The 20,535-nt window shown below is 65.1% G+C and carries 21 protein-coding genes; 13 read left to right on the forward strand and 8 right to left on the reverse strand.

The genetic code is table 11. The features are described 5' to 3' along the window. The first annotated feature begins 92 nt into the window (after positions 1-92). Together ACKTEK_RS09270 and ACKTEK_RS09275 are read left to right on the forward strand one after the other, a co-directional pair. Positions 93-962: an acyl-CoA acyltransferase gene (locus ACKTEK_RS09270; RefSeq protein WP_409165003.1), complete on the forward strand. Its 870-nt coding sequence runs from the start codon at positions 93-95 to the stop codon at positions 960-962. Between the two features lie 15 nt (positions 963-977). Beyond that, positions 978-2,654 carry a thiamine pyrophosphate-binding protein gene (locus ACKTEK_RS09275; RefSeq protein WP_409166142.1) on the forward strand — a complete coding sequence of 559 codons (1,677 nt, stop codon included), beginning with the start codon at positions 978-980 and terminating at the stop codon, positions 2,652-2,654. A gap of 11 nt (positions 2,655-2,665) precedes the next feature. On the opposite strand, the gene ACKTEK_RS09280 is transcribed toward ACKTEK_RS09275, so the two are convergent. Then, complete coding sequence (locus ACKTEK_RS09280; protein ID WP_409165004.1) at positions 2,666-3,535, reverse strand: branched-chain amino acid aminotransferase; 870 nt, start codon at positions 3,533-3,535, stop codon at positions 2,666-2,668. 116 nt (positions 3,536-3,651) lie between these two features. Here ACKTEK_RS09280 and ACKTEK_RS09285 point away from each other — a divergent pair, with 116 nt between their 5' ends. Continuing rightward, on the forward strand, positions 3,652-4,560 hold the full coding sequence (locus ACKTEK_RS09285) for an alpha/beta hydrolase (protein WP_409165005.1): 909 nt from the start codon (positions 3,652-3,654) through the stop codon (positions 4,558-4,560). Positions 4,561-4,564: 4 nt separating this feature from the next. Here ACKTEK_RS09285 and ACKTEK_RS09290 read toward each other — a convergent pair whose 3' ends face one another. Next, the gene (locus ACKTEK_RS09290) at positions 4,565-6,349 is read right to left on the reverse strand and encodes a long-chain-acyl-CoA synthetase (RefSeq protein ID WP_409165006.1); all 1,785 of its coding nucleotides are present in this window, start codon (positions 6,347-6,349) and stop codon (positions 4,565-4,567) included. 237 nt (positions 6,350-6,586) lie between these two features. Here ACKTEK_RS09290 and ACKTEK_RS09295 point away from each other — a divergent pair, with 237 nt between their 5' ends. The 10 genes from ACKTEK_RS09295 to ACKTEK_RS09340 all read left to right on the forward strand — a co-directional run bounded on the left by ACKTEK_RS09295 (position 6,587) and on the right by ACKTEK_RS09340 (position 16,018). Further along, positions 6,587-7,891 carry an O-acetylhomoserine aminocarboxypropyltransferase/cysteine synthase family protein gene (locus ACKTEK_RS09295; protein WP_409165007.1) on the forward strand — a complete coding sequence of 435 codons (1,305 nt, stop codon included), beginning with the start codon at positions 6,587-6,589 and terminating at the stop codon, positions 7,889-7,891. A 9-nt stretch (positions 7,892-7,900) separates the two neighbouring features. Then, positions 7,901-8,929 (forward strand): homoserine O-succinyltransferase, encoded by a 1,029-nt coding sequence (locus ACKTEK_RS09300; RefSeq protein ID WP_409165008.1) that lies wholly within the window; start codon positions 7,901-7,903, stop codon positions 8,927-8,929. A gap of 5 nt (positions 8,930-8,934) precedes the next feature. Then, complete coding sequence (locus tag ACKTEK_RS09305; protein WP_409165009.1) at positions 8,935-9,465, forward strand: flavin reductase family protein; 531 nt, start codon at positions 8,935-8,937, stop codon at positions 9,463-9,465. 55 nt (positions 9,466-9,520) lie between these two features. Then, positions 9,521-10,234, forward strand: coding sequence for a DNA/RNA nuclease SfsA (sfsA, locus tag ACKTEK_RS09310; protein ID WP_409165010.1), 714 nt, complete (start codon positions 9,521-9,523; stop codon positions 10,232-10,234). A gap of 82 nt (positions 10,235-10,316) precedes the next feature. Next, a complete protein-coding gene (map, locus tag ACKTEK_RS09315; RefSeq protein ID WP_409165011.1) occupies positions 10,317-11,144 on the forward strand; it encodes a type I methionyl aminopeptidase in 828 nt (275 codons plus the stop codon). 31 nt (positions 11,145-11,175) lie between these two features. Continuing rightward, positions 11,176-11,877, forward strand: coding sequence for a RadC family protein (radC, locus tag ACKTEK_RS09320; protein ID WP_409165012.1), 702 nt, complete (start codon positions 11,176-11,178; stop codon positions 11,875-11,877). A 129-nt stretch (positions 11,878-12,006) separates the two neighbouring features. Continuing rightward, positions 12,007-13,428 (forward strand): circularly permuted type 2 ATP-grasp protein, encoded by a 1,422-nt coding sequence (locus ACKTEK_RS09325; RefSeq protein WP_409165013.1) that lies wholly within the window; start codon positions 12,007-12,009, stop codon positions 13,426-13,428. A 7-nt stretch (positions 13,429-13,435) separates the two neighbouring features. Beyond that, entirely contained in the window at positions 13,436-14,383 is a 948-nt protein-coding gene (locus ACKTEK_RS09330) for an alpha-E domain-containing protein (RefSeq protein ID WP_409165014.1), read from the forward strand. Between the two features lie 38 nt (positions 14,384-14,421). Beyond that, positions 14,422-15,240 carry a transglutaminase domain-containing protein gene (locus ACKTEK_RS09335; protein ID WP_409165015.1) on the forward strand — a complete coding sequence of 273 codons (819 nt, stop codon included), beginning with the start codon at positions 14,422-14,424 and terminating at the stop codon, positions 15,238-15,240. A 25-nt stretch (positions 15,241-15,265) separates the two neighbouring features. Then, positions 15,266-16,018, forward strand: a complete 753-nt coding sequence (locus tag ACKTEK_RS09340; RefSeq protein WP_409165016.1) for a peptidase — start codon at positions 15,266-15,268, stop codon at positions 16,016-16,018. A 14-nt stretch (positions 16,019-16,032) separates the two neighbouring features. Here ACKTEK_RS09340 and cueR read toward each other — a convergent pair whose 3' ends face one another. From cueR to ACKTEK_RS09370, 6 genes are all read right to left on the reverse strand, one after another. Beyond that, entirely contained in the window at positions 16,033-16,422 is a 390-nt protein-coding gene (gene cueR, locus ACKTEK_RS09345) for a Cu(I)-responsive transcriptional regulator (RefSeq protein WP_409165017.1), read from the reverse strand. Positions 16,423-16,435: 13 nt separating this feature from the next. Continuing rightward, positions 16,436-17,350 (reverse strand): NAD(P)-dependent oxidoreductase, encoded by a 915-nt coding sequence (locus tag ACKTEK_RS09350; protein WP_409165018.1) that lies wholly within the window; start codon positions 17,348-17,350, stop codon positions 16,436-16,438. A 109-nt stretch (positions 17,351-17,459) separates the two neighbouring features. Further along, positions 17,460-17,726 (reverse strand): usg protein, encoded by a 267-nt coding sequence (locus ACKTEK_RS09355; RefSeq protein ID WP_409165019.1) that lies wholly within the window; start codon positions 17,724-17,726, stop codon positions 17,460-17,462. Positions 17,727-17,867: 141 nt separating this feature from the next. Beyond that, positions 17,868-19,490 carry an NTP transferase domain-containing protein gene (locus tag ACKTEK_RS09360; RefSeq protein ID WP_409165020.1) on the reverse strand — a complete coding sequence of 541 codons (1,623 nt, stop codon included), beginning with the start codon at positions 19,488-19,490 and terminating at the stop codon, positions 17,868-17,870. Continuing rightward, a complete protein-coding gene (locus ACKTEK_RS09365) occupies positions 19,487-20,188 on the reverse strand; it encodes an XdhC family protein (protein ID WP_409165021.1) in 702 nt (233 codons plus the stop codon). The genes ACKTEK_RS09360 and ACKTEK_RS09365 overlap by 4 nt, the downstream gene beginning before the upstream one ends. Before the next feature lie 2 nt (positions 20,189-20,190). Further along, a complete protein-coding gene (locus tag ACKTEK_RS09370; RefSeq protein WP_409165022.1) occupies positions 20,191-20,529 on the reverse strand; it encodes an XdhC family protein in 339 nt (112 codons plus the stop codon). Between the last annotated feature and the right edge of the window lie 6 nt (positions 20,530-20,535).

Raw genomic sequence — 20,535 nt, forward strand, 5'->3', positions numbered from 1 at the left:
ACGCCCCCTCGTTCATCGTTTGGTGAGGCCGCAAACCCTAAGTTGAAAACGTGAAGATGCCGTAACTCCGCGAGCCGCGAACCAGCCTCGACATGACCGAAAACCGTGTACGCTGCCGCCCTATCGGCGATGCTGATCTTGATGCCGTCGCAGGCCTGCTTGCGTCGGGCTTCGCGCATCGCCCGAAAACCTACTTCCTCGACGGGCTGAACCGCGTGCGCGAGCGTGAGGCACCCGACGACCTGCCGCGCTACGGCTACCTGCTGGAGCAGGATGGCAAAGTAGTCGGTGCCGTGCTGCTGATCTTCTCGCAGCGCAGCGGCATCGACGCGCCTCGCTGCAACATCGCGAGCTGGTACGTCGAACCCGCGCACCGCATGCACGCTGCCATGCTGTCGGCCATGGCGCTGAAGCACAGGCACGTGACCTATCTGAACGTGACGCCCGCGCCCAACACCTGGCCGATCCTCGAAGCGCAGGGCTACAAGCGCTATTGCTCCGGTCTTTTCGCGTCCTTCCCGGCGCTGTGCGCGCCGCGCGGTGATGTCCGGCTTGAGGCAGTGAACGCGAATTCGCCGCTCTCCGGCGATCTGCCGCCCGAGGAAGCACGGATGCTGCGCGAGGCCTGCGCCACTGGTTGCACGAGCTTCATTGCGCACACGCCGGACGGTGCGAAGCCGTTCGTCTTCCTGCCGTTTCGCATGCGCTCCGGGCGCGTGCCGCTGCCGGCGATGCAGCTTGCCTATGCACGCTCGCCGGAAGATTTCGTCGCCTGCGCCGCCCCGCTGGGGCGCGCGCTGGCTGCTCGCGGCCGGTTCGCCGTGCTGATGGATGCCAACGGCCCGGTCGCGGGCCTGCCAGGCTTATATACCGAGAAGCGGGGGCGGAAATACGTAAAGGGTCCGGGCGAAGCGCGCCTGTGTGACCTCGTCGATACCGAACTCGTCGTCTTCGGACTCTAGGAAACGCTGATGAACATGCAGGCTCGTACCCGTTGCCGCACCGCCGCGCAGGCTCTTGTCGACCAGTTGGTCGCCAATGGCGTGCGCCACGCCTTCTGCGTGCCCGGTGAAAGCTACTTGGCAGTGCTCGATGCCCTGCGTGACAGCGAGATCGAACTGACGGTTTGCCGTCACGAAGGCGGCGCGGCGATGATGGCGGAAGCCGTCGGCAAGGCCACGGGCCGCCCCGGCGTGTGCTTCGTCACCCGCGGCCCCGGCGCAACCAACGCATCCGCCGGTGTCCACATTGCGTTTCAGGATTCAACGCCGATGATCCTCTTCGTCGGCCAGATCGAGCGCAACGCGCGCGAGCGCGACGCCTTTCAGGAGATGGACTACCGGGCCTTCTTCGGCTCCACCACCAAGTGGGTGACCGAACTGGACGATGCCGACCGCACGACGGAAATCGTCTCCCGCGCCTTCCACACAGCTTGCGGCGGCCGCCCCGGCCCGGTGGTGATCTCTCTGCCCAAGGACATGCTGACCGAACCTTGCTCAGCACCCAATGTGCCCGCCTTCGAGCCGGTGGAAACCTCCCCCGGCGCGCCGGAGATGCAGCGCTTCGCTGAGATGCTCAATGCGGCCGACCGCCCTGTCTTCGTGCTCGGCGGCAGCCGCTGGGACGAAGCCTCGCGCGCCGAAATGCATCGCCTTGCGGAAGGCTGGGGCCTGCCGCTCGCCAACAGCTACCGCCGCGCAACGCTGGTCGACCCGATGTCGCCGGTTTTTGCGGGTGATCTTGGCCTCGGGCCGAACCCGAAACTTGTCGCGCGGGTGAAGGAGTCCGATCTCGTCGTCGTTCTCGGCGGGCGGATGGGCGAAATCCCCTCGCAGGGCTACACGCTGTTCGACCTGCCCGCGCCGAGCACGCCGATCGTTCACGTACATCCGGGCGCGGAAGAACTGGGCCGTGTCTTCACCCCGGCGCTGGCAATCCACGCCTCACCCCCGCGTTTCGTCGCGGAGCTTTCTAAGCTTGCCGTTACGCCGAAGCCGTCGTGGCGCGCGGAAGCCGATGCTGCCCACGCCGAGTACATCGCCTGGAGCGAGGTCGCGACGTCGCAGCCGGGCAAGGTCAATCTCGGCGAGGTGATGGTCTGGCTGCGCGAAAACATCTCGCCCGACACGATCCTGTGCAACGGCGCGGGCAACTACGCCTCGTGGATCCACCGCTTCTACCGCTTCCGCCGGTTCATGGCGCATGTCGCGCCGACTTCGGCCTCGATGGGCTACGGCATGCCGGCGGCTGTCGCGATGAAGCGGCTGCATGCCGACCGCCCCGTCATCAGCGTCAATGGCGACGGAGATTTCATGATGAGTTGCAACGAGTTCGCGACCGCCGTGCAGTATCGCCTGCCCATCATCGTCATCGTGGCGGACAACGCGCAGTACGGCACGATCCGCATGCACCAAGAGCGCGCCTACCCGGACCGCATCTCCGGAACCGAACTGGTCAACCCGGACTTCTCGGCCTTCGCGCGGTCCTTCGGGGGATTTGGCGCGACCGTGAAACGCACCGAAGATTTCGCAAACGCCTTCCTCGCAGCAGACGCTTCCGGCCTGCCGTCGATCATCCACCTGAAGATTTCGCCCGACGCGATCCTGCCCGGAACCACCCTCACCGCGATCCGCGACAAGGCGCGGGCGGGCTAAGCCTCCTCGCCTCAGGCGTGGGCGAAGTCCCAGTAGAGTTCGCGCGCCTTTGCCGCGACCGGACCCGGCTGCAATTCGCGATCCTCGATCCGCCGCACGGGCGACACCTTGGCGAAGTTGCCGCAGGTGAAGATCTCGTCGGCTTCCAGCAATTGCGCGTAGGACATCACCGTCTCCACCACCTGCTGCCCGCTGTCGCGCAGCAGCCCGATGACGCGGGAGCGTGTGACACCGGCGAGGAACGTCCCGTTCGGCACGGGCGTGTAGACCACGCCATCCTTCACCATGAAGATGTTGGAGTTCGCCGTTTCGGCCACGTTGCCGAGCATGTCGCGCAGCACGGCGTTGGTGAAGCCGCGTGACTCCGCCTCGATGATGGCGTGTGAATTGTTCGGGTAGAGGCACCCGGCCTTGGCTTCCACCGGCGCGCATTCCTTCGTCGGGCGGCGGTAGGGCGACAGGGTGATCGCCGCCTGCCCCGGCGGCTTCGGCATCGGCGCTTCGTGGATGCACAGGGCCCAGCCGGTCGTTTCCGGATCGAAGCGAACCCCGCCGCCGATCCCGGACTGCGCCCAGTACATCGGACGGATGTAGAGTTCCGCGTCCGGCCCGAACCGGCCAATACCCTCGCGCGCAAGCTCCATCCACTGGTCATGCTCGACGACAGGCTTCAGCTTCATCGCGGTCGCCGACCGGTTCACCCGCTTCATGTGCAGGTCGAGGTCTGGCGTGACGCCCTCGAAGGCGCGCGCGCCGTCGAACACGGTCGCACCGAGCCAGGCACCTTGCGTCCGCACGCCCATGATCTTGACATTGCCCTCGTGCCATTCCCCCTCGAAAAAGGTCCAGCTTGGCGAATAGGCGATTTCATGGCTGCGCATATGGTTGCGGTCCTGCGAGGTGATGTTGCCCCGGACAATAGCACCGAGACGTTGGGAATTTCTTTCCGTTGCGCGGCTATGCAAGGCTCTGGAAATCACAGGAGACCGCTCCGAACATGCCGCTTGACCCGCGCGCCGCGCGCTTCCTGGAAATGGCCGCCGCAGGCCGTGACGTTTCGGCTATTCGCAGCGTGGAAGGCCGCCGCGCCGGCCTCGCACGACTGATGGGATTTGCCCGCGCCGACACGATGTCACCCCCCGGCGAGGACATTGTCCTGCGCCATGGAGTCCACCCTGTTCCCGCGCGCGTCTACCTCCCGACCGGGGATGAACTCGAGAAGCTGGCTCCCACGATTCTCTTCCTGCACGGCGGCGGGCTGGTGGCGGGCAGCGTCGAGACCCATGACGTCATCGCCCGAGCGATCTGCGCCGAGAGCCGGTGCCGCCTCGTGTCGCTGGACTACCGTCTCGCGCCGGAACATCCCTATCCGGCAGCGCTGGACGATGTGCGCGCGGCCATCGGCGCGTTGGCGGCAGACGGTGCAACGCTCGCGATCTGCGGCGAATCCGGCGGCGGCGGGCTTGCGCTGATCGTTGCGCAGGAACAGGCGGGCGATCTCGCGGCGTTGAGCCTGATCTGCCCGGTGCTGGAGTTCGGCACGGAAACCGCGTCGCGTGAGGAATTCGCCTCCGGCTACATGATCGACCGCGAGACCATGGAAGCCGACCTCGCCGACTACATGCCCTCGGACATGGTCCCTGCGCACCCGCATATTTCGCCGCTGCGTATTGCGCATTTCTCCGCCCTGCCCCGGACATTCATCCACACGGCGGAATGCGACCCGCTGCGCGACGAAGGCGCGGCGCTGGCGGAGAAGCTGCAGCATCAGGGCGTCAGCGTCGCCCATACGCTCCACGCCGGGATGCTGCACAACTTCCACGCCATGGGCGCGGTGCTTCCGCAAGGCCGCGAAGCCTTGAAGCAAATCGGACGGGAACTGGGAGAGGCGCTCGGCGCGCTCTAGGGACTCACAACCGGCGCTTGCCGGACACGATTTCGGCGTGGAGATCAGAGGCCAGCGCAACATAGCGCCCGCCATCCAGCACGAAGACCGGGTCATCACTGGCAGTGGGTTCGAAGCCCTGCGCCACGAGGTCGGTTCGCTTCTGCTTGAAGGTCTCGGTTAGCTCCAGCGCGCCCTGTAGCCGGATGAAGACGGGCCGCGCATAGGCAGGAAGCGCGTCCGCCAGATGTACGGCCAGCGCGTCCATATCGAACGCTTCGCCCGCATGGATCGCAGCCATTCCGGCCCGGCCATCGGTGCCCGGCACCGTAACGCCGTAGACGGTCGCATCGACCACGCCGGGAACGGCGGTGATGGCAGTCGCCACCTCGGCGGTCGCGACGTTCTCGCCCTTCCAGCGGAAGGTGTCGCCGATCCGGTCGACGAAATAGTAGTAGCCCGCCTCGTCGATGCGCATGAGGTCGCCGGTGCGGTACCAAGCATCGCCCTTTTCGAAGACGTCGCGCAGTACCTTCTTCGCGGACTCGTCCGCGCTGGTATAGCCCTCGAAGCGCCCGCCGCTCTCACCCGAAATGCGCCCGATGGCCTCGCCCGCCTCGCCGCGCTCCGCCCGGATGCACAAGCCGTCATCGCCACGCTTCGGCCGGCCGAGATCAGAGTCGAATTTCACGATTGCCGCCGGAAAACGGTGCTTCAGGAAGGGCGGAATGCGACCGATTGCGCCGGGCTTCCCCTCCACGTTGAACAGCGAGAAATTGCCTTCGGTCGCGGCATAGAATTCGAGGATTTGTGGCACGTTGAAGCGTTGCTGGAACGCCTGCCACACATCGCCGCGCAAGCCATTGCCGCAGGCCATGCGCAACGTGTGGCGGTGTTCGTCGATCGTCTCGGGTGCGTTCACCAGGTATCGGCAGAGTTCGCCAATGTATTGGAACAGCGTGCACTCCCAGCGCACCACGTCGCGCCAGAAACCGCTGGCGGAGAATTTTGGCGCAAGCACCGTCGACCCGCCCGCCACCATCATGCTGGCAATGGCGACGACACCGCCGACGGAATGATGCACCGGCAGGCAGTTGAAGAGGCGGTCGTCAGGTTCGGCGCCCGTCAGGCCCGCAAACCAGTGTCCCCAGGACATGATGCGGTGATGGCTGACATGAGCCGCCTTCGGCAGCCCGGTGGTGCCGGACGTGTAGATGAGCAACGCGGGGTCGCGCAGCGTGACGTCCCGGCGCTCGCTGGAGTCGAGCGGTTCACCTGAAAGGGCGGAGAACACGGCTTCGAATGCGGCCTCTTCGGCAACATGCAGGAACGGCGCATCACTCTCCGGCAGCGCGTCCTTCATTGCGCGCGAATGCGCCGCGTCGGTGATGACGTGGTTCGCCTCGCTGACGGCGATCGCGTGGCGCAGGCCCTCGCCCTTCAACTGCGTGTTGATGAGCGCGACGACACCGCCGATTGCCGTAATCCCTGCCCAGCAGGCGACGTAATCCGGCCGGCTGCCCATGGCGAGTGCGACCCGGTCGCCCTTGCTGATCCCCTGCGCAAGCGCCCAGCGAGACCAGCGCGCGATCCGCGTCGCAAGCTGCGCGTAGGTGTAGCTCTGCGCGTCGCTCAACAGTGCGGGCGCGTCCGGCGAAGTTCCAGCCGCTTCGTGCACGCAATCCGCCAGCAAGCGATTTGGCTGCGCGTCCAGCTTCGCCGTCAGTTCGATGGCCTTCAGCCAGCGCTTGGACGGGCTGAGCCCTGCAGGCGCGGTTTGAACGGCAAGAGACGCGTTTGAAGGCAGCATTGGGCAGGATCCGGCGTGGAAATAACGTGTTTTCGTCCGTGAGATTACAAAGAACGCGTTGGGATTGCCTTAGCCTGCGAGGTAAATGAATTGTAAATATGCGCGGCACAATTCGAAAAGCCGTCGAATTGTTAAGGTTTATAAATTCTATTCAAGCGCATAAACTTAAATTTTGGCAATTGGCGCATAATCTCTGGCTTTCTACGGGTGCAAACCCGCTTTCGAGTCGAGGACGAGATGCGCAAGGAAACCATCGCCATTCACGCGGGCTATACGCCCGATGGATCCACCAAGTCCGCTGCGGTGCCGATCTACCAGACAGCATCCTACGCCTTCGACAGCGCCGACCATGCCGCTGCGCTCTTCGATCTCGAAGAAGAAGGCTTCCGCTACACCCGCATCAACAACCCGACGGTCGACGTGCTGGAAAAGCGCGTTGCGGACCTTGAAGGCGGAGTCGGCGCGCTGGCAGCCGCCAGCGGTCAGGCGGCATTGCACATCGCGCTGGTCAACCTCGCGAGCGCGGGCAAGAACATCGTCACCGTGCCGCAGCTCTACGGCACCACGCACACGCTGGTTTCGCACATCCTCACCCAGCAGGGCGTCGAGCCACGTTTCGCGGCCTCCGACAGCGCCGATGACGTCGCGCGCCTGATCGACGAGAACACCTGCGCAGTGTTCTGCGAGAGCGTCGGCAACCCGGCCGGCAATGTCTGCGACATCGAGGCACTGGCAAACGTCGCGCACACAGCCGGCGTGCCGCTGGTGGTCGACAACACCGTCGCGACGCCAATCCTGCTGCGCCCGTTCGAGCATGGCGCGGACGTCGTCGTGCATTCGCTGACGAAGTTTCTTGGCGGCCACGGAACGACGCTTGGCGGCGTGATCGTGGATGGCGGCAGCTTCCCGTGGATGCAGCACGCCGACCGCTTCCCCGCCTTCTGCACGCCGGACATGTCCTATCACGGCATGGTCTATGCCGAGCGCTTCGGCCCGACGGCCTTCATCCAGCGCGCGCGCAGCGTCTTCCAGCGCACCATGGGCGCGGTGCTGTCGCCCTTCAACGCGTTCCTGATCCTGCAGGGCATCGAGACGGTTGCCTTGCGCATGGAGCGTCACGTCGAAAACGCCCGCAAGGTCGCGGACTTCCTGCAGGCCGATCCGCGCGTCGAGGGGGTGAACTACGCAGGCTTTGCCGACAATCGCTACAAGCCGCTGGTTGACCGCTATCTCGGCGGCAACGCGCCGTCGCTCTTCACGTTCGGTGTTGCCGGCGGCATGGAGGCTGGCAAGGCGTTCTACGACGCGCTGAACCTTGTCACGCGGCTGGTGAACATCGGCGATGCAAAGTCACTCGCCTGCCACCCGGCCTCGACGACCCATCGCCAGATGACATGCGAGGAACAGTCCAAGGCGGGCATCGAGCCGGAAACGATCCGCATATCGATTGGCATCGAGCATATCGACGACATCATCGCCGATCTCGACCAGGCGCTGACCGCCGCGTGCGGCCCGCGCATGCACATCGAAGCTGCCGAATAGGGCTCGACGATGATCACGCTAAGCCATAGCAACCTGGAAGTCGCACTGCCCAACGACGCGTGGGGCCTGCGCCCCTGGCCGCGCCGCCGCAGCGACAATCGCACGCCGGTGCTGGAAATCGGGCTGGTCAACAACATGCCGGATGCAGCGCTTCTGGCAACCGAGCGGCAGTTCATCCGCGTGGTGAAAACCGCCGCAGCCGGTCGCCCGGTCCGCATGCACCTGTTCTCGCTGCCAGGCGTCCCGCGCTCGCTGGAAGCGCAGGCGCGCATGCTCGGTTTCTACCACGATGCCTCGAAGCTCCCCGAGTGGGACCTCGACGCGCTCATCGTGACGGGGAGCGAACCGCGCGAGGCCACCCTGCCGGACGAGCCCTACTGGAACGAACTGACCAGCCTCATCGATTGGGCCGCCGCGAACACGGTATCGACGGTCTGGTCGTGCCTTGCCGCCCATGCCGCCGTGCTGCATCTCCACGGCATCGAGCGCCGCCACCTCGGCACGAAATGCTCGGGCGTCTTTGCGTGCAATCTCGTCGCCGATGATCCGCTGCTCGCCAGGATTGCCGATCCGGTGAAGGTGACGCATTCGCGCTGGAACGGGCTGGACGAAGCAGATCTGGAAGAAAACGGCTACCGGGTGCTGACCCGCTCAGCCGAAGTCGGCATCGACATCTTCACCAAGGACATGGGCAGCAACTTCCTGTTCCTGCAGGGCCACCCGGAATATGAGGCCACGTCGCTGCTGCGCGAATATCGCCGCGACGTGGGTCGGTTCCTTTCCGGCGAGAGCCGGCGTTACCCGGACCTGCCGACCGACTATTTCAGCCCGGCGGCGCAGTCTGACCTGCTGCGATTGCGCGCCCGCGCCCACGTCGATCGCGACAGCGTTTCGATGGAAGACTTCGACGCGTTCGAGCCCCGCGACGGACTGGCCAACGAACTCGCAGGCGGGGCATCGCTCATCTTTTGCAACTGGTTCGACAAGCTTCTGGCGCAGCGAAGCGGCACCCAGGAACCCGCCGCGAGCCAGGGGTAGAACCCATGAGCGCGCGCAATCTCGCAACCAAACCGGCAGAGGCGGAAGACACCGCGACATTCGAGCGCTTCTGCCTCGCCATGCGCGAACTTGCAGGCGGGGTCTGCGTCGTCACCTCCGGGCGAGGCGACATGCGCACCGGGCTGACGGCAACTTCCGTCACGTCCCTGTCGGCTGAGCCGCCCTCACTGCTCGTCTGCATCCACCGCGCCTCGTCCATGCTGGAGGCCCTGCGCGAAACCGGGGCATTCGCGGTCAACATGCTGGCCCACGACCAGCAGGCCATCGCCGACCGGTTTGCAGGTCGCTGCGGGCGATTTGGCGCCGAACGCTACGACGGCGCGCAGTGGCGCGAACTCTCAACCGGGTCGAGCATCCTGACCGGCGCGCTCGCCAATCTCGATTGTCGCGTCGAGCAGATCACCGAGTGGCACACCCACGCTATCGTCGTCGGCAGCGTGGAAGCGATCGCGGAGCCCGGCGGCAACGCACCGCTCGTCTACTGGCGCGGTGGATATTCCACCTTCGCGACCTGACGAACCACCTGCGCTGCTTGCGCTGAACCGCTGGCGTGGGCTACCGCTCGCGGCCATGCAGTTTCCAAAGCCCCTCATCCCCGGCACGCTGGTGCGCCGCTACAAGCGCTTCCTCGCCGACGTCACGCTGGAATCCGGCGAGACGATCACCGCCCATTGCGCCAATCCCGGCGCCATGACCGGCCTTGCCGATCCGGGCATTCCGGTCTGGCTGTCGCTGAGCGATGACCCCAAGCGCAAGCTGAAATACAGCCTCGAAGTGGTTCAGGTGGACGATGGGGCCGGCCCCTGCTGCGTCGGCATCAACACCTCCCACCCCAACCGCATCGTGGAAGCGGCAATCGGCGCGGGCGCGATCCCCCAACTGGCTGGCTACGAAACCATGCGTCGCGAGGTGCGATACGGCACCAACAGCCGCATAGACCTGCTGCTGGAAAGCGAGGGCCGCCCGCCATGCTACGTGGAAGTGAAGAACGTCCACCTGGTGCGCCAGACGGCGCTCGCCGAGTTTCCCGATTCGGTGACCGCGCGCGGCGCCAAGCATCTGGCCGAACTGGCGAAGATGGCGCAGTCCGGCGCGCGGGCCGTGATGTTCTACCTCGTGCAGCGCGGCGACTGCGCGGACTTCCAGCTGGCCGCCGATATCGACCCGGCCTACGCTCAGGCCTTTGCCGCTGCGCGCGACGCCGGCGTCGAGGCGATCTGCTATGCCTGCAACGTCTCGCCGGAGGCGATCCTGCTCGGCGGACCGGTGCCATTGCGCGTGTGATCTTCGCTTCGCCTTTGTAAATCGCCGTGCGTTGACCTACATTCCCGGCCAATCAAATCATTGAAGGACTGGCAAGCCGAAGATGACGGTTTCATTCGTCGAAGCATCCGAAGTGCCCGTGCGAAACACCGGCGCCATCAAGCTGCATGGCGAGGAAGGTTTCGAAGGCATGCGCAAGGCCGGTCAGCTGGCCGCGCAGGCGCTCGACCTGATGGTCGAGCATGTCCAGCCGGGGCAGACGACGGAGCATCTCGACAAGGTTGCCTTCGAGTTCGCCATGGACAATGGCGCAAGCCCGGCCCCGCTCTACTATCGCGGTTTTCCCAAATCCATCTGCACATCGCTGAACCACGTGGTCTGCCATGGCATCCCCATCGACAAGCCGATGCGCGAGGGTGACATCGTCAATATCGACATCACGCTGGTGGTCGATGGCTGGCATGGCGATTCAAGCCGCATGTACCCGGTCGGCGAGATCTCCCGCCGTGCCGAACGGCTGATCGACATCACCTGGGAGTCGCTTCAGCGCGGCATCGCTGCGGTGAAGCCCGGCGCGACGACCGGCGATATCGGCGCGGCAATCCAGGACTACGCCGAATCCGAGCGCACGAGCGTTGTGCGTGATTTCTGCGGGCATGGCCTTGGCCGCCTGTTCCACGACGTGCCCAATATCCTGCACTACGGCACCGCCGGGACCGGCGTACCGCTGAAGCCCGGCATGTTCTTCACCATCGAGCCGATGATCAATCTCGGCCGTCCGCACGTGAAGGTGCTGGCCGATGGCTGGACCGCCGTGACCCGCGACAGGTCCCTGTCCGCGCAGTTCGAGCATTCCATCGCCGTCACCGAGGACGGCGCGGAAATCTTCACCCTCTCCCCCGGCGGATTTCACAAGCCACCATATGTCTGACCCCGTTCGCTAACCCGGAAATGACTGCGCAATGAGCGGCATGAACGAGCGCCCTCAGGCGCAGCCCCACTTTCACGGCCACCGCGAACGGCTGCGCGAACGCTTCCGCAAGGGCGGCGCGGACGCCGTCGCCGACTACGAGCTGCTTGAACTCATCCTGTTCATGACGATCCCGCGCGGCGACGTGAAGGAACAGGCCAAGGCGCTCATCAAGCGCTTCGGCAGCTTCGCCGAGGCCATCGCCGCACCGCCTGACCAACTCAAGAAGGTGGACGGCGTGGGCGAGCGGGTCGCCGACAACTTCGCCGTCATCAAGGCGGCAGCGGAGCGCATCGCGCGCGGCGAGATCGAGGGCCGCATGGTGCTCGGCTCATGGCAGGGCGTGATCGACTATTGCCGCACCTCCATGGGCTTCGAGACCAAGGAACACTTCCGCATCCTGTTCCTAGACAAGCGCAACGCGCTGATTGCCGACGAGGTGCAGCAGTCCGGCACCGTGGACCACACGCCTGTCTACCCGCGCGAAGTCATCAAGCGCGCGCTGGAGCTTTCATCCACCGCTCTGGTGCTGGTCCACAACCACCCCTCCGGCGATCCGACCCCCTCCCAGCCCGATATCGAGATGACCGACAAGATCATCGAAATCGCCCGACCGCTCGGCATCGCCGTCCACGACCACATCATCGTCGGGCGCAACGGACACGCCAGTTTGCGCGGCTTGGGACTGATATAGTCACCATCCCGCCGCCAATGCCGCAAATTTGTGCAAGGTCCGGTTTTTCAACCCGGCAAGGAACCAACCCCTTGATTCTCGGGTTGATTGCCTATGCTATGGGCAGCAAGGGGGACTGAGTAACCGCACATGAGTAAGCCTGCTTTCGACGAAATGAATGGCTTCGGCGACGAAGTCCGGCCCGCCTACAGAGCCCTGAAAGCGTGGCTCGACGAGACGCCACCAGAACTCCTCGAACAGCGAAGGCTGGAAGCGGAAGCACTCTTCCGCCGGTTTGGAATCACGTTCGCCGTCTATGGCGAGAAGGATGCCGAAGAGCGGCTCATTCCCTTCGATCTCATCCCCCGCGTTCTCTCCACGCCGGAATGGAAGATCCTCGAAGACGGCCTGACGCAGCGCGTCCAGGCGATCAACGCGCTCATCACCGACCTCTACGGCAAGCGCGATATCCTCAAGGCCGGCATCATTCCCGAAGAGCTGATCTTCGCCAACGATGCCTATCGCCCAGAAATGATCGGCGTCGAGATCCCCGGCGGCGTTCCTGTCTGCATTGCCGGCATCGATATCGTCCGCGTGGACGCCGAAAAGTTCTACGTACTGGAAGACAACGCCCGCACGCCGTCCGGTGTGTCCTATATGCTGGACAACCGCGAAGCGATGCACCTGCTGTTCCCCGAGATCATCGCGGAAAACCGCGTCCGCCCGGTCGAACGCTACCCCGATGAGCTGCTCGCGGTGCTGAAATCGCTCGCCCCGCCCAAGGCCTCGTCCGACCCGACCATCGCGGTGCTGACGCCGGGCCCGTTCAACTCCGCCTTCTACGAACACTCGTTCCTGGCCGACAAGCTCGGCGTTGACCTCGTCGAGGGGCGCGACCTCTTCGTGCAGGATGACGTGCTCTTCATGCGCACGACACAGGGGCCGCAGCGCGTCGACGTCGTCTACCGCCGCGTCGACGACGATTTCCTCGATCCCCTCGCCTTCCGGCCCGATTCCATGCTCGGCGTGCCGGGGCTGTTTTCGAGCTACCGCGCCGGCAACGTGACGCTGGCCAACGCCGTCGGAACCGGCATCGCCGACGACAAGGCGATCTACAGCTACATGCCCGAGATCGTGAAGTTCTACACCGGCGAGGAACCCAAGCTGCACAACGTGCCGACGTGGCGGTGCCGCGAGGCAGATTCCGCAAAATACGTGCGTGACAATCTCGCCGATCTCGTCGTCAAGGAAGTCCACGGCTCGGGCGGTTACGGCATGCTCGTCGGCCCTGCCGCCACCAAGGAAGAGATCGACGCATTCGACCGCAAGCTGCGCGACGACCCGGATAACTTCATTGCCCAGCCGACGCTGGCACTGTCCACCTGCCCCGCCTTCGTGGAACAGGAAATCGCCCCGCGCCACGTCGATCTTCGCCCCTTCGTCCTCACCGGCAAGGACCGCACGCACATCGTCCCCGGCGGCCTGACGCGCGTTGCCATGCGCGCCGGCTCCCTGGTGGTGAATTCGAGCCAGGGCGGCGGCACCAAGGACACCTGGGTGCTGGGAGACTGATGCGATGATGCTTGCAAGTACAGCCAATGCGATCTTCTGGATGTCCCGATATATAGAGCGGGCCGAAAGCATCGCGCGTATTCTCGGTGCCGCCAGCCGCATGGCCGCCGTGCCGCAGGTCCTCGAAGGCGAGAAGACCAACGAGTGGGAATCCGCCCTCGCAGCGGCAGCCCAGCTTGAGGCGTTTCAGGAAACCGGCAGCGAGCTCACCGAAGATGCCGTCTTCAATTTCCTCGCCTTCGACGAATCGAACCCCTCGTCCATCCGCTCCTGCCTGAACGCGGCGCGCCACAACGCGCGCTCCGTGCGCCCGGCGCTGACGAACGAGACGTGGGAAGCCATCAACTCGGCCTATCTCGAGTTTCCCTACATCATGCAGGCGGGCAACACGCTGCGCGATCAGCAGCAGTTCCTGCGCTGGATTCTCGATGTATCGCTGCGCGTCAACGGTACCGCCTTCCGCAACATGCTGCGCGACGAGCGCTACTGGTTTGCGCGGCTCGGCTTCTACATCGAGCGCGCCGACAACACCGCCCGCATCCTCGACGTGAAGTACCACGTGCTGCTGCCGGAGCATTCCGAAGTCGGCGGCAGCCTCGACTACTACCAGTGGTCCGCGATCCTGCGGTCAGTCTCCGCGCTCACCGCCTATCACTGGGTCTATCGCCAGTCGCTGAAGCCAATGCTGATTGCCGACCTGCTGATCCTGCGCGAGGAAATGCCGCGTTCGCTGGCAAGCTGCTACCAGAACATTACCAACTTCCTCGACGAGATCGGCCGCAAATACGGCAAGCAGGGCGCGGCGCAGCGTACCGCGCGCGGCACGCTGGCCCGGCTTCGCAACACGCGCACTGAGGATATCTTCAACGTCGGCCTTCACGAATTCCTCGGCGATTTCATCGACGACAACAACAAGCTCGGCGCCGTCATCAACGAACAATACAACCTGCTATGATGGCTCTGCTCATCTGACAGGCTTCGAACGGTCCGCTCATGCATCTCAAGCTTCGCCACACCACGCGATACACCTACGACACGCCCGTGCGCAGCGTGATCCAAGTGCTGCGCGTCACCCCGCGCGGGCACGGCACACAGCACATCCTCAACTGGCATATCGACACCGACCATGACGCGACCCTGAAGCGGTCCGAGGACAGCTTCGGCAACATCGTCCACACCTTCTGGGCCGAAGGCCCAATGGATGAACTGGTCATCACCGTCGAGGGCGAGGCGATTACCGAGGATGCAAGCGGTGTGCTCAGCGGCACGGCGGAGCGGCTGCCACTGGGGCTGTTCCTGCGCGAAACCGGGCTGACGACGCCCGACGCCGCGATCCGGGATTTCGCACGCAAGGCTGCGGGCGAGCAGAACACGCTCGATTCGCTTCATGCCCTCATGGATGCGCTGTCGGAACACATGACCTTCGAGAAAAAGGTCACCGACCCGGCGACCACCTCGAAGGAAGCCTTCGAGAAAGCGCATGGGGTCTGCCAGGATTATGCACACGTCTTCATCGCGGCGGCGCGCTCGCTGGAAATCCCGGCGCGCTACGTCGGCGGTTACATGTATCAGCCCGGCGAACAGACGATTCACGAGGCCGGACACGGTTGGGCCGAGGCGTTCGTCTCCGGCCTTGGCTGGGTCGGTTTCGACGCGGCGAACAACATGTGCCCGAACGATGCCTATATTCGTGTGGCCTGCGGACTGGATTATCTGGACGCCGGCCCCGTTCGCGGTGTACGCAGCGGCGTAGCCGAAGAGACGCTGGATGTCGAAGTCGAGCTGACCGACATGGGCGCCGACAAAGCCTAGACCCCTTCTAGAACTGGCGTGAGCGATGACTTACTGCGTAGGCATCCTGGTGAAGGATGGGCTGGTGATGATCGCGGATACGCGAACCAATGCCGGCCTCGACAACATTTCCACCTTCCGCAAGCTGCACCTGTTCGAGGTGCCGGGCGAGCGTGTCGTCGCGGTGTCGTCCGCCGGCAACCTCGCGGCGGCGCAGGCGGTGGTGCAGCTGGTGTCGGAAGGCTTCGACGGCGACTACGGCACCGAGACGCTCTATACCGTGCCCAGTATGTTCGCCGCAGCCCAACTTGTCGGGCGCGCGGTCCAGCACGTCTTCAAGGCCGACGGCGCCTCCATGGAGGCCATGAGCGCGCGTTTCGACGTGATGCTGCTGGTCGGCGGGCAGATCGGCGGCGGGCGGCTGCGCCTCTTCCAGGTCTACTCGGCGGGCAATTTCATCAAGTCGACCACCGACACGCCGTATCTCCAGATCGGCGAGCACAAGTATGGCAAGCCGATCCTCGACCGCGCCGTGAACTTCGACACCGACTTGAACGATGCGCTGAAGCTCGGGCTGATCTCGATGGATTCGACCATGCGCTCGAATCTCGGCGTCGGCATGCCCATCGACATGATGACGGTGCGCCGCGATGCTCTTGAGACCGAGGTCGTCCATCGCATCGATCAGAACGATTCGTATTTCTCGGGCCTTCGCGAAAGCTGGTCAAACGCGCTGTCACAGGCACACCGCAACATCCCGCGCCCGCCCTATGAGGGCCGCGACACCGAGATCGACTGAACGCTTTCGGCGCGTCAGGCGCGCCCAGCGAGGTTCTGCAGGATCGGGCAATCGGGCCGCGCATCGCCCCGGCAGTTGCGCACGAGGTCGTCCAGCGTGTCCTTCATCGCCTGCAGCGAGGCGATCTTTTCATCGATTTCGGCCATCCGCTCCTTGGTAAGCGCGCGCACGTCGGCGCTTGCCCGGTCCTTGTCGCGGTAGAGCGACAGCAGGTGCCGGCAATCCTCGATTGAGAACCCGAGATTGCGGGCATTGGCCAGAAACCGAAGCGTCTCGATGTCGGACTTGGCGTAGTCGCGGTAGCCGTTGGCCGCACGCGCGGGGCACACCAGCCCGATCTCCTCGTAGTAGCGAATGGTCTTGGCCGGCAGGCCGGCAAAGTCGGCGGCTTCGGAAATATTCATGTGAGCCTCCTCCTCAGGATGGCATCTTGTTGTCCGCCTCCCCGACGCGGTGCGGCATGTTGCGCTGCTCCAGTTCCAGCAGCAAGCCGGAGTGGTCGCATTCGCCGAGCCCGGCATTGCACAGCATGGCGAAGCGCTCGCGCACGTTGCGCACCAGCGGCAGGTCGAGATCGAGCGCGCGCGCTTCCGCCAGGATCATGTCGAGATCCTTGAGCTGGATGCGCGAGGCAGCACCGGGAACGAAGTCGCGTGTCACCATGCGCCCGCCATGCAGGTCGAGGATGCGGCTTTCAGCGAATCCGCCGCGAATGGCATCTCGCACGGCAGCCGGGTTTGCGCCGCCCGCTGCCGCCAGCAACAACCCTTCGGCGACCGCGCCGATGGTGATACCGACGATGGCCTGGTTGGCGAGCTTGCAAAGCTGCCCTGCCCCACTCGGGCCGACATGGGTGACACGGCCCATGGCCGCAAACACCGGCGCGAGTTCCTCGATCTTCTCCGGGTCGCCACCGGCCATGATCGCCAGCGTGCCTTCGGCTGCACCCACCGTCCCGCCGGAGACCGGCGCGTCGATCGCGGTGATCTCCATCTCGCCTAGCTTCTCGGCATGCTCGCGCGCCAGCGATGGTGCGATCGAGCTCATGTCGAGGAATGTCGCACCGGGCTTCATGGCACGCGCCACGCCGCGCTTGAACAGGACGTCAGCGACGATGGCGCCTTTTTCCAGCATGGTGATGACAACGTCCACGCCTTCGGCAGCGTCCGCCGCGCGCTCGGCAACCTTCGCGCCGTCACCCTTCAGCGCCTCGGCCTTGGACAGCGTGCGGTTCCACACCGTCACGTCGAACCCGGCCTTGAGCAGCCGCCGTGTCATCGGCGCGCCCATCAGCCCCGTACCGAACAGGCCGATCTTCAGTGTGTCGGACATGCGTACGTCCCCCCAGACGTTCTTGACGTTGGGAGGGAATGTAGGGATCGCGAAGGTTCAGCGCCACAGGAATGAAGCAGAAACCTTCGCAATCCCAATGTTTTCGGCACTAGTGAAGCACGAACTCGCCGTCTGTCATCTTCCACTCGTTCGGGCCGATCAGTCGCTTGTGGGCGTATCGCACCGAGTGCAGCGGACCGTCGATCTTGTCCTGCCAGAACGTCACGAACCTGGTGAGCTCGGGAAATTCCGGGGCAAGATCGTAGGTCTGCCAGATGAATTCCTGCAGAAGCGAAGGGTGGTCGGGAAGCCGGTACAGGATGCGGGCGGTCGTCATCCCGTATCCGGCCAGTTGCTTGGCTAGAGAAGCGTCCATCGGGAACCTCGCAAACGTTGTCGCCACCTTCGATCCTGACTGCGGCGTTAACGATTGTAAAACCCGAACCACTTAATTAAGTGTTATATTTCAGGCAGTTAGCAGCATGTCTGCCTGAGTGCTGCTAGCGAACGTGGTTAATCACGCGCCATAGTCACGGCGCGCGGCAGCCAGTGCCTCGGGCGTGTCCACGTCGCGCAGCGCATCTCGCCCCGCATCGACCTCGATCACCTGCGCCGGGTTCTCGCCGATCAGCGCCTTGCCGCCGACATCGCCGCTGACCTGGCACAAGGCCTCGAAATAACGCCGCCCCCAGATGACCGGGTTGCCGCGCTTGCCCTCCGCAGTCGGCACGACGATTGCCGCTTCTCCCCCGTCCGAGAACGTTTCGATCAGTCGGTCTATGAGAGCTGCATCGACGCCGGGCATGTCTGCGAGGCAGATGGCCGCGCCGTGCACGTCCGCCGGCAGCGCCTTCAACCCGGCGGCAAGCGACGTGGACAGACCTTGCGCGTGATCGGGGTTCTCGACGAACACGACGCCCAGCCCGTCGAGGGCCGCACGCACGTCACCGGAGCGATGGCCGGTCACCACCACGACAGGCGCGGCGCGGCTCGCCAGTACGGCCTGCGCGCAGCGCCGCACCAGCGACATGCCGCCCACGTCTTCCAGCAGCTTGTGCGGTCCGCCCATCCGCGTCGAGCGACCTGCGGCGAGGATCACCGCACCCACCGGCAGGCCAGAGGATTCCGCATCGTGCACCTGGTTGCGCGGCTGTGGCCGCGAAGGAATTTCCATCAGCAGGCCTCCAACACCCATGGCGGTGACGTCACCGCGCGTCACCGGCAGACCGGCGGCAAGCCGGTCCAGCACCCAGTCGAACCCGTTCTCCTTGGGGCTGCGCGCGCAGCCCGGCGCGCCCAGCACCGGCTTCCCGTTCCGGCGCGCCAGCAGCAGCAGGTTGCCGGGGTCAACCGGCATACCGAAATGCTCGACCGTGCCTCCTGCCGCCTCGATGCCTTCGGGCACCTCGTCACGCCGGTCCACGATCGCCGACGCGCCGAAGACCACGGTCAGGTCCGTTTCCGTGTCGTCGAGGCTGGCAATGGCGTCTGCGATCGAACCCTTGTCATGGGCGCAGCGGACTTCGGCAACGATCTCGCCGCCATAGGTCGCGAGCCGTTCGCCAAGGATACGCGCGGTCTTGTCCATGACACTCGCTTTCAGAACCGGCAGCGTCGTCGCCACCAGCCCGACCTTCAGCGGGCGGAACGGCGCGACGCGCAGCGCACCGGATGCAATCGCACAGACCTTGTCGAGCGTCTCGCCGGACACCGCGAAGGGGATGATCTTCACGGTCGCGACCATGCGCCCCGCGCCGACACGGGCATGGTTTTCCAGCGTCGCGATGGTGATGGCTTCATCCACCGCGTTCGCGGCGTTGATGGCAGGCGCATCCGCGACCATCAGCCCGGCGTGGCCTGCATGCAGGTTTACCCGGCCGGTGAAGGCATCGGCCAAGTCCAGATGGCTGGCAGCATCGCCTGCGAGTGCCTGTCCCAGCCTGCGCGCGGCATCGTCCTCGTGGACATCGCCCGGCTCCATCCGTGCGCAGATCACGCTCGCGTGGCCGCTCGCTTGCAGCGCGTCGCAGTCGGCCCGCGACAGGATCGTGCCCTTGCGAACCCGCCGGTCACCGGCATTCAGGGAGTGCGCGAGGATGGCGCCGGATGCCTCATCGGTCGGGACAGGGCCGAACTTCACACCTTGGCCTCGCGGCGGACATCCTTGCCGCGCAGGGCGGCAATCACTTCACCCAGCACCGCGACCGCGATCTCCGACGGACTCTGCGCGCCGATATCGAGGCCAATGGGGGCCTGAATGCGCCCAAGCGCTGCATCGTCCAGCCCGGCCTCGCGCAAGCGATCGAGGCGCTTGCCGTGGGTCTTCCGGCTGCCGAGCGCACCGACATAGAAGCACTGCGCCTTCAGGGCTGCCGCGAGCGGGCCATCGTCGATCTTGGGGTCGTGCGTCAGGGCTGCCAGCGCGCACCAGCGGTCGAGCGGCGCATCGGCCAGCACTTCGTCTGGCCATTCGGCGACGAGGTTGACGCCGGCGAACCGCTCGGGCGTGGCAAAGGCCGTGCGCGGGTCGATCACCGTCACGTCGAAGCCGGTGGCAGCCGCCATGGGTGCAAGCGCCTGCGAAATGTGGACCGCGCCGATGATGACGAAGCGCACGGCGGGCAGATGCACCTCGATGAAGCGCTCGCCATTGTCCTGCGCCTGCATCCGGCTCTTGCCGCTCAGCAGGATGCGGTGCAGTTCGTCCGCGTCCCGCTCGGCATCCACGTCCGCCCCGCGGATCAGCCGCTGCGCGCCGGATGTCATGTCGGTGAGAACGAGCGCGGCGCGCCGGTTGCGCCGCTCTTCGTTGAGCGCGGAAAGAAGCGAGCGGTCCATGCTCAGCCGAGCCTTTCCACGTAGACGCGGATGCGCCCGCCGCAGGACAGGCCGACTTCCCAAGCTGTCTCGTCCGCAACGCCGAATTCGAGCACCCGTGCCTTGCCGGTCTCGATCACGTCGCCGGCTTCCGCAACGACCGCGCCCTCGACGCAGCCACCCGAGACCGAACCCATGAAGTTGCCGCCCTTGTCGATAACCAGATGACTGCCGACCGGGCGCGGGGCGGACCCCCACGTCTCGACCACCGTTGCCAGCGCAAGCTCGCGGCCCTCGTTGGCCCAGGTCTCGGCGATGTGGAGCACGTCGGTATCGGCGGCGGACTGCATCGTCTCGCTCATGGTGTC

Origin of the sequence: Tepidamorphus sp. 3E244, assembly GCF_046159835.1 — a bacterium.
Taxonomy (GTDB): domain Bacteria; phylum Pseudomonadota; class Alphaproteobacteria; order Rhizobiales; family Tepidamorphaceae; genus JACKJK01.